This is a genomic window from Lacipirellula limnantheis, assembly GCF_007746075.1.
Taxonomy (GTDB): domain Bacteria; phylum Planctomycetota; class Planctomycetia; order Pirellulales; family Lacipirellulaceae; genus Lacipirellula; species Lacipirellula limnantheis.
In genome coordinates this window covers 576704-589337 of the sequence record NZ_CP036339.1, presented here as the reverse complement: position 1 = coordinate 589337, position 12634 = coordinate 576704, and the positions used below count along the sequence as shown (strand labels likewise).

Below are 12634 nucleotides of genomic sequence, written 5' to 3'. Positions count from 1 at the left end.
CATCGTTTAGGAGGTGTATCATGTACGCCAAGAAACTGCTCAGCACTTTAATGGCTTTAGGATTGATCGGGATTAGCGCAGCCCAGGCCGGGCCGGTGATCGGGACCGCCAAGGCTCGCGGCGACTATAGCCCCAACTGGGGACAGTCCCGAGGTTATTCGAGCCCAAGCCGGTCGTTGTATCGTTATACGACGCCGGCGGTTCGCACGGCCCCGCCTGCACAATATCGTCAGGTGGCTCCACCTGCCCAAGTAGCGCAAGCCACCACTGGTGAACGTCGCTATTCCTACAAACCAGCAGTAGCTGCGGAACCAACCACGTCGGCTCCGTGCGGCACTGTCTCCTCGGCCACTCCGGATCCGGCCCGGCGCTACTCGTATGAGCCGGCGCCCACGGCAGAACCAGCGCCAGCTCAGGCCCACCGGCAGTCTAGTTACGGCCAGGGCGGCGTAAGTTCGTCGCGGAGTCGAGGCGGGCGCGATCTTTGGTCACTCCCCAAGACCGACCCGCGCAAGTACAGCAGCCGGTAGGACGTTCGGCGTCTATGCGAAGGTGATTCCCGGCCTTGCACGAGCAGGGCTGGGAATTTCTGTTGTCGAAACAGGCGTCCTGAGGGCGTCGCTCCGCTTTTCCTTGATGTGGTACGAGCATGCAACCGTTCCGCTACTTAGTAATTGGCGCTGCTTCGATCGCACTCTGCTCCAGAGCGGCAGTGGCGCACGAAGGGCACGCGCCGCTCCCGGCCAAAGGCGTTCAGATCGACGTCGAGAAAGGCTTAGCAACTCTCAGCGCTGACGCCCGCGAAGCATTAGGCGTCACCACCGCGGAGGTCGTCGCAGGCGTCGTCCCCGAACGGGTTATGGCCTACGCTCGCATCGCAGTTCCTTGGCAGCGGCATCACTTCGTCACCTCGACCGTCGCTGGTCGCATCGCCAGTCTGCACGCCAAACCGGGTCAGGAAGTTTCGCGCGGACAGCTCCTCGCCGAAGTACAAAGTCCAGCGCTTGACGTCCTTCAAACGGAACTCTTAGCGGCGGTCAACAATTATGCGCTGTCAAACGCGACGCTGGAGCGAACGACGAGGCTGGCGCAGGCTGACGTCGTCGCGGGTCGCGACCTTACCGAAGCGATCTCGATCAATCGCCGGAACCAGTACGCCCTCGAAATCGCCCGCAGCAAACTCCGAAGCATCGGATTTTCCGCGGAGCAGCTTGAGGCGGCCGCCTCGCGCGGCGAAACGGTCCGAGCGCTGCCGATTTACAGTCCTAACGACGGCGTGATCATTCACTCCGACTTGATGGTCGGCAAGGTCGTCCGGCCGACCGAACATCTGTTTGAAGTCATCAACCTGGGGGAAGTCGACCTCCTGATCGACGTCTTAGAAGCTGATCTGCACCGCGTGCACTCCGGCCAGAGCGTCGAATTCGTCTCCACTACTTATCCGGAGAAGGTGTTTCGCGGCGCAGTGTCCATTAAAGAGCCGTACATCGACGACACGACGCACGTCGGGAGGATTTGGGTCCGTCTCAAGAACGACGACGCACAAGCTAAGCTGCTTCCAGGAATGTACGGACAGGCGCAACTCATCGTGTCCGATGACGCAGAGCGTCCTCTGATTCCTGATGCGTCGCTGCTAACCAATGGCACCGAGCAATACGTTCTCGTTGAAGCGGCGGCCACCGCTCGCGCCTCCGAATTCATCAAACGAGACGTTCACGTCGGACTTCGGGGCGACGGTCGGGTCGAAATACTCTCCGGCGAGGTCTATCCCGGCGACCAGGTCGTCACGACGGGAGCGCACGTCCTTTCCAATTTCTTCGTTCAAGGGGTGCTCCGCCTCAGCCCCGAAGCAGCGCTCAATATGGGCCTCGAAGTCGCCGCTGCGGAATTGCGGTCGGTCGACGACGTCATCGAAGTCGATGGAGCGGTAGACCTGCCGCCCGAGAAACGGGCCGTGGCATCGTCTCAATTAGCCGGCACGATTCAGAACATCCTCATCGACCGCGGTCAGACAGTCGCCGCTGGCGACGTGATCGCCCGCGTCGCCAGCGTTGAATTCCAAGAGACGCAGCTGCAACTGCTAAAAGCTTATTTTGAAGCCGATCTTCTGTCAGATCAGCTCAGTCGTTATCGGAAACTAGAAACCAACCAAATCGTCTCGCAAAGCAAACGCCTGCAGGCAGAAGCTGACTACAACGACGCCGTGTTTCGTCGCGACGCCGCCAAACGCACGCTGCTAACGATCGGACTGACGGAAGAGCAGCTTCAATCGCTGATCCAAGACCAGCAGCTAATTGACTACTTGCCCGTTCGCGCGCCGATCAGCGGCGTGGTGGTTGGATTCGAAAAAGCGCTCGGCCAGGCGATCGACGCCGAAGAGCCGTTGTTTGAGATTCACGATCTGTCGAATGTGTGGGTGCGGGCTCATCTCTCCGAACGCGACCTGGCGAAAATCGAGCTAGGAACGCCGGCGAGAGTGCGTCTGCTCGCGCAGCCTCGATTTGTCGGCGAAGGCCACGTTGTTCGCAGCAGCGGCATTGTGGGCGTCAACGATCGCACGCTCGCCGTTTGGGTCGAGCTCGACAACAAGCCGGCGGAGGCGTTCCGTAACATGCTCACTCGAATTAGCTTTCCGCGATCTCAGAGCGCCCCAGTCGTCGCCGTGCCGTTGGACGCCATTGTCCGCCAGGGAACCCAACACTACGTCTTCATCGAGCAGCCTGACGGCGTTTTCGTCCGTCGTCATGTGTCGCTTGGCCGTCGTGATGATTCGTTCGTTGAAATTAAGTCCGGGATCGCTGCAGAAGATCGCGTTGCGGTGCGAGGCGCCGACAAACTCCAAACTGCCTACGCCTCCATTCGTTAATCAAGCCATGCTCAACTACATCATCGCGTTTTCGCTGAAGAACCGCATGCTCGTGCTGACGGCCGCGATTCTGGCCGCCAGCTACGGGCTGTATCAATTGACGCAGATGCCGGTCGACGTCTTTCCAGACCTCAATCGTCCCACCGTCACGATCATGACCGAGGCGCCAGGACTTGCTCCCGAAGAAGTTGAAGTCCTTGTCACTCGACCGCTGGAGTATTTGCTGAATGGAGCCACTGGCGTCCAGCGCGTCCGCTCAGCCTCCGGCATCGGTCTCTCGATCGTCTGGACGGAGTTTGAATGGGGCACGGACATCTACCGCGATCGCCAAATCGTCGCCGAAAAGCTGCAACTGGCCCGAGAGCAACTTCCCACCGACGCCAATCCGGTCATGGCGCCCATCTCGTCGATCATGGGAGAAATCATGCTGCTGGGGCTCCGCAGCACCGCGACGCCGGAAAATGACGGTGAAGCGGCCGAGCAAGGGATGGAACTTCGGACGCTCGGCGAGTTTACCGTTCGCAATCGCCTGCTCGCCGTTGAAGGCGTTTCGCAGGTCACCGTCATGGGCGGTTTGCTCAAGCAATATCAAATCATCACCTCCCCAGCGCGTCTGGCCGCCCAAAACGTCACGCTGCAGGAACTCACTGTCGCGGCGGAGCGGGCCAACGTCATCGCGGGCGGCGGCATTATGGAACGTCAGGCAAGCGAGGCGTTGATCCGCATCAGCGGTCAGAGTCTCGACCTGGACGACATCGAACAGACGCCGATATTGTGGCGCACGCCGCGACCGGTTTTGATCCGTGACGTGGCCGACGTGCGCTTTGGCGGACCTATTCGACGAGGGGACGGAAGCGTCTGGACGCGCACCAAGGACAATGTGGTCGGCGGCCCTTCGGTGATCATTGCAATTCAGAAGCAGCCGCATGCCGATACTTTGGATCTCGATGCGCGAATCGAAGACGTCCTCGATCAGCTCCAACAAGACCTGCCAGCGGATGTTCGGATTGAGCGACATATTTTCAAACAGGCCGACTTCATCAACGCGGCCATTCACAACGTTTCCGAAGCGGTCCGCGACGGCGCACTCTGGGTTGTCGTCATCCTGTTCCTCTTTATGTGGAATTTCCGCGTCAGCGTTAGTTCGCTGACGGCCATGCCGCTCTCCATCCTGCTCACTGTTCTCGTGTTCTACTGGTTCGGAGTGACGATCAACACGATGACTTTGGGAGGCATCGCGGTCGCGATTGGCGACCTCGTCGACGATTCAATCGTCGACATCGAAAACATCTACCGACGCTTAAAGGAAAACCGTCGTAAGCATCGCCCCGACAATGCCCTCAAGGTCATCTTTTTGGCGTCGGCGGAAGTTCGCAATTCCATCGTGTACGCCACGCTCATTGTCGCGCTGGTGGTGATGCCGCTGTTCTTTTTGAGCGGCCTGGAAGGACGCATCTTCGCTCCCCTCGGCGTCGCCTACATCGTCTCCCTGTTGTGTTCCTTGCTGGTGTCTCTGACCGTCACTCCCGTCCTGGGCTCTTTCCTGCTGCCCAACGCCAAGTTTCTCGACGAGCGAGAGGATCCCTTCTTGCTCCGCTGGCTTAAACGAGGCTTCGAGCGCATCTTGCGCGTGACGCTACGGCATGCCCACGCTGTGCTGGCAGTGGTCGCCGTCCTCGTCACGGCATCCATGATTTCAATCTTTTGGATGGGCGGAGAGTTCCTGCCGCCGTTCAACGAAGGAACGCTCACCATCACCTTACAGACGGAGCCGGGAACCAGCCTCACGGAAAGCAACCGGGTTGCCCGGCGGGCCGAGGAGATGATTCTTCAGGTGCCCGAAGTGCTCTCCGTCTCGCGGCGCACCGGCCGCGCTGAGCTGGACGAACATGCCGAAGGAGTCAACTCCTCCGAGATTGACGTCCGTTTGGAAGAATATTCCCGTCCCAAGCCGGGGCTCGCTTACGCCGCCTTGCGCTTGATCCCGGTCGCTCACCTTTGGGGATTCGAGCACGTCGGACGGCCGCGTGACGAAGTGCTGAATGACATTCGCGAGCGAATCACCAGTCTCCCCAGCGTCCGACTCAACATTGGCCAGCCGATCTCTCACCGACTCGACCACATCATGTCAGGAGTGCGGGCGCAAATCGCCGTCAAAATTTTTGGACCGGATTTACAGGAATTGCGGTCCGCGGCCCAAGATGTTCAAACGGCGATGAGTCAGATTCCAGGGGTCGTCGATCTGCAGATCGAACCGCAAGTTGAAATCTCACAACTACGACTGCGGGTCAACCATCGCGAGGCAGCGCGCTACGGACTCACTCCCGGCGACGTGGCCGAGCTGCTGGAAACCGCCTACAAGGGTCGCTCCGTCTCGCAGGTACTCGACGAAGATCGATATTTCGACTTGGTCGTATGGTACGATGAGCAGTCGCGCAACGATCCCTCCCAGATCAATCAAACGATTCTCGACACGCCTTCGGGACGCAAAGTTTCTCTAGGGCAAGTCGCGACCGTCGAAGAGACGACGGGCCCCAATACGCTCAATCGTGAGAACGCACAGCGCCGTATCGTCGTCTTTTGCAACGTCGAGGGACGCGACCTCGCGGGGGTTGTTCGCGACATTCGTCTATCGCTCGACGACGCCGAGAAGAGGCTGGCCGATTTGCCGGGGAGTTATCGCATTGAGTACGGCGGACAATTTGAGGCCCAGCAGCAAGCCAACACGCGCCTGCTCGTGATGGGCGCGCTTTCCGTCGTCGGCGTGTTCGCCCTGCTATACAAGGCTCTAGAATCTTGGCAAGCGGCTGCTCAGGTCCTCGCCAACATCCCCTTAGCTGCGATGGGGTCCGTCATCGCCCTGCTGTTGGTTAATTGGCCATCCGCCGAGGCCCTGGCCGCCGCCCATTGGTGGCAGTGGCCCAAGGTCTGGGTGGAAGCCACCAGCCTCTCGGTGGCGCATTGGGTCGGTTTCATCACGCTGATCGGCATCGTTAGTCGCAATGGCATTATGATGATCTCGCACTATCTCCATCTGATGCGACACGAGGGAGAGAAATTCAGCGAGCAGATGATTATTCGCGGTACTTTGGAGCGGCTGGCGCCAGTGATGATGACGGCCATGACGACCTTCATCGGCTTGTTGCCGCTCCTCTTCGGCGCAGGACAAACGGGTAAGGAGATTCTCTATCCGTTGACCGTCGTCGTTTTCGGCGGCATGCTGACTTCAACGTTGCTCGATCAGATCGTCACGCCGGCCTTATTCTACGCGTTCGGGAAGAAGGCTTACGCCGGAAGGCGTGAGCCAGATGAGTCAGAAGAAGCTGCGTTTGCGCTGGCCGAGAGGCTCTTCCCGAACAGAGGCAAAGCGAAGGAACGAGCGCATCAGGGGGCGCAAACGGCAACGGCGCATTAGATGTCTACAAAACTCGCTGATTTGGAACTCTCATTGCCCCCAGCGAGGGGGCCGCTAAGATAGAACGCTTAGGATCTCTGTAGAGCCTGTTTCCTGACAACGCCTTATGGTCTCTAAAGCAATAGCTTGTTTGCTGATCACGCTGACTTTCATTAGTCCGAGCGCGTGCTGTTGCTCCTTCGAAGCTGCCGTCGACTGGGTCTTCGCCGGTATTTTTCTGGAGACGGGGATTCCCCAATCCGCCAGCTGCTGCCATCAAGCCACCGACGCCACAAGGCATTGCGCGAGCCAGGGCGGCCCAATTCATCACGACGACGCCGATCACCACTGCGATGGATCGACAGACGGCTCGCACCGTTGCCCGTGCCAAGAGGATGGATCGCGCGGCACCGCGCTGCTCTCAACGCTTGATTTGCACGCTTCAACGGCCGTCTCGGGCCTGAACTGCCTGCTGCAGCTCTACGTTGTGCCGACGCTGGCCATCTGCAACGACGCCCCATCAACGACTTCAATAGAAGTCTCGTCTCCCAAAGGCCTCTGCGAGACTGGCCAGGGAATACTGCGCGCCTACGGTCGGCTGCGCATCTGATTTGGCGCTCGCCAGATCGTTCTAAGCGTCGGACTATCGGTCCGTGCCTCGCTTCGCATTTCTCTCTGGGAGTTTGACGCTGCGCGTCGACACTCCGCTACTGCTTTCCGCATTCGGACAATTTTAGTCCGACGGACAGAGGAGTTATTAAATGAGCGTTAAGTTACTATTCGCAGCATCCGTCGTCGTGGGCGGGACCTTGCTGCTTCTGGGTTGCGGCCAGAAGACTCCTGGCACCGAGGCCAACGTCCCGGTGGCCTCCTCCGCCGAACGTCCAACGGTCGCTTCGACAGGCTCGTCGACGCCGTCGAGCCCCGCCGGAGAGGAGGAGCACGGTCATCTCTCCGGCGCGCATGGAGGCATTATCGCTTCGCTCGGGCGCGACAGTTATCACGTTGAGGCCGTCTTCGAGAAAGGCGGCGTCCTGCGACTCTACGTCCTTGGCGCCGATGAAAGTCGCATTCAGGAAATCGAGCAGCAGTCGCTCAAGGCGTACGCCAAGGCGGCCGATGCGACCGAATCGCACCCTTTCGAATTCAAGTCCGAGCCACAAGAAGGGGATGCGGCAGGAAAAACATCCGTCTTCGTCGGCTCGCTCCCGGAAGGTCTCGCCGGCAGCGAACTCAACGTCACTGTGCCGAGCATCAAGATCGCCGGCGAGCGCTTCCGACTTGGATTTACGTCGACGCCTGAAGTTCATGGCGACGACGACATGCCGGCGAAGGTTTCCGACGACGCCGAACGAGAACTCTATCTCACGGCCGGCGGCGTCTATACGGACGCCGACGTTAAGGCGAACGGCAATCAAACGGCGTCGGAAAAATTCAAAGGTTTTCGCGCCAAGCATGACATGAAGCCCAAACCGGGCGACAAAATCTGCCCCGTCACGATGACGAAGGCGAATCCCGCTTGCACTTGGATCGTCGCCGGCAAGGAATACGAGTTCTGCTGCCCGCCTTGCGTCGACGAGTTCATCTCGTGGGCGAAGGATCCCGAGCTCGCGAAGAGCATTTTGCCGCCCGAAGAGTACGTCAAAAAGTAGTTCACCGTCACCGACGCGCCACATCCACTATTTTCTTTTAAGGACCTCGCTATGAAAACGTTGCTCCGCTTGACTGCGATTTGTTTGCTGCTCGTTCAATCGTCGCTGCTCCGCGCCGAAGAACATCACGATCACGACGGACATCAGCATGACCACGACGCATCGGGCGCCGAGGCGGCGGCCAAGATTCAAGACAATCTTGCTAAGCTCGCTGACGAGGAGCGACAGCTGGCGCTCGCTCAAAGGTACTGCCCCATCATGCCTGAGGTGCTACTGGGCGAAATAGGCGCGCCCGTCAAAGTTGACGTCGACGGACATACGGTAATCGTCTGCTGCAAAGGTTGCGCTAAACAAGCGCTAGCCGACCCCGCCGCGACGCTCAATGCACTGTCGACGATTCAGGATCGGGTCGCGGCGGCGGCCGAGATCGAAGCCAGTCTGGCTGCAATGGAACCGCAAGACCGCGACGCTGCGAAAGCGCAAGGATTCTGTCCCGTCATGACCGAATCCGCGCTAGGCTCGATGGGCCAGCCGGTGAAGGTCGACGTCGCCGGCGAGGCGGTTTTCGTTTGCTGCAAAGGTTGCGGCAAGAAAGCCCAAGCCAATGCCGAGAAGACGCTCGCCACGGTCGCGACGCTTAAGAAGCAAGTGGCGCAGGCCCAAGTCGTCGAGGCGAGCTTTGCCGCCTTGGCTCCGACAGATCGCGGCCCGGCTCGCGCGCAGGGGTTCTGCGCCGTCATGACCGACAATCCCTTGGGATCGATGGGCGCGCCTGTGAAGGTGAAGCTCGGCGACAAGAACGTCTTCCTCTGTTGCGCGGGATGTCGCGCCAAGGCGCTCGCCAACGTTGAGCAAACTCTCGCAGCCGCCGCCGAGCTTCACCGGAAGGCCGCGGCTGAGGCCGGAAAATAGTCGTATTAGAGACGCCGGTCCCGGACGTCTCCGTTCCTTCTGCTGGGACGCGTTCGGTGACCGGCAATGACGTGGCGTTTCCCGCCGACGGGCGTTCCGTCGACGACTTTCTTTTTCTCTGGAGGAGGATGTTCACATGTTACAGATCCTAACGCTAGCGGCTGGCTGGGCCCTCGCTGCCCACGGAGGCGAACACGCGGAGCACTTTATGAAATGCGCCAAGGTTTGCGCTGAATGCCAACTGGAGTGCGATGCCTGCTTCCAACATTGCCTCGCGCTCACGGCCGAAGGTCAGAAGGAGCACGCGACGACGGCGCAGCTCTGCGTTGACTGCGGAGAGTGTTGTCAACTGGCCGCTACCCTCTCGGCGCGTAAAAGTCCCCTAGCCGCGCCGGCGTGCGAGTGCTGTGCGGTCTGCTGCGACGTGTGCGCTGAGGCGTGCGAGAAATCTCCCGACGACGAACATATGGCCGCCTGCGCCAAGGCGTGCCGCGCTTGCGCTGAGTCGTGTCGGGAAATGGCCAAGATGGCTGGCTCCAGTCGCTAACCAACGTCGCTCCGCGAGACGGCCTCGCCCGCAAGATGCGGGCAGCCGTTCCTACACTTTTTCCTGAACGTTAATCATGAACGACATTGATGACCCGCCGGTCGGCGCGACGCTCACGCTGCTGCTCCATAGTCACCATCGCTTTCTCGCATTCCTGGAACGCCGGACTGGGTCGCGCGAGACGGCGGAGGAGATTCTGCAGTCCGCGCTGGCTAAAGCCGTTGAGCAGGGGAATTCCCTAGAACAAGAAACCGCGGTCGCGTGGTTCTTTCGAGTGCTGAGAAACGCCTTGATCGACCATTACCGCAATCGGGACGCGGAACAGCGCGCTCTCAGCGCTCTCGGCGCCCGCCGCGCCGCGCCCGCCTTCGTCCCCGAGCACCATCCCGAGCTAACCAACACCATCTGCGAGTGCTTTAAGGCCCTCCTGCCCACTCTCAAGCCCGAATATCGAGAAATCTTGCAATTGGTCGACCTCGGGGAGCTGTCGATCGCGGAGGCGGCCGTTCAGCTGGCAATTACCGCCAATAACGCGTCCGTTCGTCTCCATCGCGCCCGCATAGCTCTCAAAAAACGCCTAGAACAAACCTGCCGGACGTGCGCGTCCCACGGCTGTTTTGACTGCACCTGCACTTCTTGCTGATAACGGTGTAAGAAATGCGGCCTTTCTCCGTATGCCTTATCGACGTGACCACCGACATCGGAAAGGAAGGCACTACATGACCACTATCAACATGACCACTGTCAAAGATCCCGTTTGCGGCATGTCCGTTGATCAGGCACATCCCGCCGCCCGGGTCGAGGCCGACGGCCAGACGTTCTACTTTTGCAGCAAACATTGCGCGACGCGGTTCGAATCATCTCCTGAGGCGTTTCTTTCGCCGCAGCCCGTCAAGCCCTCAGCTCATGGCTGCTGCGGCGGGGGCGCTGCGAAGGTGCATAGTATTGCTCCTCCCTCCTCCGCGACGGACCAGAGCGTCTACACCTGCCCCATGGACCCGGAGGTTCGACAGGTAGGTCCGGGAAGCTGCCCGAAGTGCGGCATGGTATTGGAACTAGAGGCGCCGACGGCTCCCGCGGAGCGCGTCGAGTACGTCTGTCCCATGCATCCGCAAATCGTCCGCGCTGAGCCGGGGGCGTGCCCGATTTGCGGCATGGCGCTGGAACCAAAAACGGTCGTCATCGACGATGACAACCCCGAGCTCGACGACATGACTCGTCGTTTTCGCGCTTCGGCACTACTGTCAGTCCCGCTCGTGGCGCTGGCGATGTCACGCATGTTGATTGCACCGCAACTGATGAATTGGTTTCCCGGACGGACGCTGTCGTTCCTTGAGCTGGCGCTGGCCACTCCAGTGGTTCTGTGGGGCGGGTGGCCCTTCTTCGTGCGGATGGCACATTCGTTTCTCAATCGCTCGCTGAACATGTTCACGCTCATTGGAATTGGCACTGGCACGGCGTATCTCTACAGCGTGGCGGCCACGATCTTCCCCGAGATTTTTCCTCAGTCGTTTCGCTCCATGCACGGACAAGTTGATTTGTACTTCGAAGCGGCCGCCGTCATCGTCACGCTCGTGCTGCTGGGACAGGTGCTTGAGCTTCGCGCTCGACATCGCACGGGGGCGGCCATCCGATCGTTGCTTGGACTGGCTCCAAAAACCGCTCGCCGGCTGCGAAGCGATGGCCGCGAAGAGGACGTTTCGCTGGCCGAGGTGGGCGTCGGGGATCAGCTATGGGTAAGACCCGGCGAGAAGGTTCCCGTCGACGGCCTGGTCGTGAAAGGGCAAAGCTCGGTCGACGAATCAATGCTCACCGGCGAATCCATTCCCGTGGAGAAGAAGGCGGGAGAACGTGCGATCGGAGGGACGGTTAACGGAACGGGCGCCTTCGTTCTCCGCGCCGAGCGGGTCGGCAATGACACGGTTCTTTCGCAAATCGTGCAAATGGTAGCGCAGGCGCAACGCAGTCGCGCACCAATCCAACGTTTGGCCGATCAAGTCTCCGCTTACTTTGTTCCCGTCGTGCTCGCCATCGCCGCGCTCACCTTCGGCGCTTGGGCTACTTGGGGGCCCGAACCTCGCCTGGCGTACGCCTTGGTGAACGCTGTCGCCGTGTTAATCATCGCTTGCCCTTGCGCCTTAGGCCTGGCCACTCCCATGTCCATCATGGTCGGGGTCGGCCGGGGTGCGGCCAGCGGCGTCTTGGTGAAAAACGCCGAAGCGTTGGAATTAATGGAAAAGATCGACACGCTCATCGTCGACAAGACGGGCACGTTGACCGAAGGAAAGCCGCGGCTTGTTTCCGTCGTCCCAGTGGACGGCGTCGATGAGAATGATCTCCTCCGGCTAGCGGCCAGCTTGGAACGCGCGAGCGAACACCCGCTCGCCAGCGCCATCATCCAAGGCGCGCGTGAGCGCAAACTCGACTTGAGCGACGCTCAGGATTTTCAGTCAATCACGGGCCAAGGCGTTCGCGGAGAGATCGACGGACGCCACGTCGCCGTCGGCAACGCGCGCCTGCTCGACGCCGAAGGCGCGGCGAGCGAGGCGCTAGCGACGAAAGCCGAAGCCTTACGGCGCGACGGACAGACAGTCATGTTCGTCTCGATCGATCAGCGTGCCGCCGGACTGCTCGGCGTCGCCGATCCCATTAAGCCATCGACCCAAGAAGCGATCGGCCTGCTTCGCGACGAAGGCATCGAGATTGTGATGGTCACCGGCGACAGCGCCACGACGGCGCAAGCAGTCGCCGCCAAGCTTGGCATTTCGCGCGTTGAAGCCGAGGTGCTGCCCGCGCAAAAGGTCGACGCCGTCAAGCGTCTCAAAGGCGAAGGTCGACGCGTCGCGATGGCTGGAGACGGCGTCAATGATGCACCCGCACTGGCCGAGGCCCTCGTAGGCATCGCCATGGGAACCGGGGCCGACGTGGCGATGGAAAGCGCTGCAGTGACGCTGGTCAAAGGGGACCTGCGCGGCATCGCTCGCGCTCGACGGTTAAGCGAGGACACGATGCGCAATATCCGGCAGAACCTGTTCTTCGCCTTCGCCTACAACGCTCTCGGCATCCCGGTCGCGGCCGGCGTGCTGTACCCGACGTTTGGGCTACTGCTCAGTCCGATGATCGCTGCAGCCGCAATGAGCCTCAGCTCGGTCTCGGTCATCGCCAACGCCCTACGTCTGCGGGCATCCTCCTCCTGACATTTTTTTTTGGCGCGTCGTCGCAAGCGAGGGACGCGACGTCAGCCTTCACCTTCCTCTCGCACA

Annotated in this window: 8 protein-coding genes; all 8 read left to right on the top strand. The window is 60.4% G+C overall.

What is annotated here, in order from left to right; translation table 11 throughout:
• Positions 1-649: 649 nt before the first annotated feature.
• The 8 genes from I41_RS02300 to I41_RS02265 all read left to right on the top strand — a co-directional run bounded on the left by I41_RS02300 (position 650) and on the right by I41_RS02265 (position 12568).
• A complete protein-coding gene (locus I41_RS02300) occupies positions 650-2866 on the top strand; it encodes an efflux RND transporter periplasmic adaptor subunit (protein ID WP_145430501.1) in 2217 nt (738 codons plus the stop codon).
• Between the two features lie 7 nt (positions 2867-2873).
• Positions 2874-6281 carry an efflux RND transporter permease subunit gene (locus I41_RS02295; protein WP_145430500.1) on the top strand — a complete coding sequence of 1136 codons (3408 nt, stop codon included), beginning with the start codon at positions 2874-2876 and terminating at the stop codon, positions 6279-6281.
• 130 nt (positions 6282-6411) lie between these two features.
• On the top strand, positions 6412-6870 hold the full coding sequence (locus I41_RS02290) for a hypothetical protein (RefSeq protein ID WP_210421094.1): 459 nt from the start codon (positions 6412-6414) through the stop codon (positions 6868-6870).
• A 151-nt stretch (positions 6871-7021) separates the two neighbouring features.
• Positions 7022-7912, top strand: a complete 891-nt coding sequence (locus I41_RS02285; protein ID WP_145430496.1) for a hypothetical protein — start codon at positions 7022-7024, stop codon at positions 7910-7912.
• Positions 7913-7963: 51 nt separating this feature from the next.
• Positions 7964-8824: a hypothetical protein gene (locus tag I41_RS02280; RefSeq protein ID WP_145430494.1), complete on the top strand. Its 861-nt coding sequence runs from the start codon at positions 7964-7966 to the stop codon at positions 8822-8824.
• 136 nt (positions 8825-8960) lie between these two features.
• A complete protein-coding gene (locus tag I41_RS02275; protein ID WP_145430493.1) occupies positions 8961-9371 on the top strand; it encodes a four-helix bundle copper-binding protein in 411 nt (136 codons plus the stop codon).
• 76 nt (positions 9372-9447) lie between these two features.
• Positions 9448-10014 carry an RNA polymerase sigma factor gene (locus I41_RS02270; RefSeq protein WP_145430491.1) on the top strand — a complete coding sequence of 189 codons (567 nt, stop codon included), beginning with the start codon at positions 9448-9450 and terminating at the stop codon, positions 10012-10014.
• 76 nt (positions 10015-10090) lie between these two features.
• Positions 10091-12568, top strand: coding sequence for a heavy metal translocating P-type ATPase (locus I41_RS02265; protein ID WP_210421093.1), 2478 nt, complete (start codon positions 10091-10093; stop codon positions 12566-12568).
• The last annotated feature ends 66 nt before the right edge of the window (positions 12569-12634 follow it).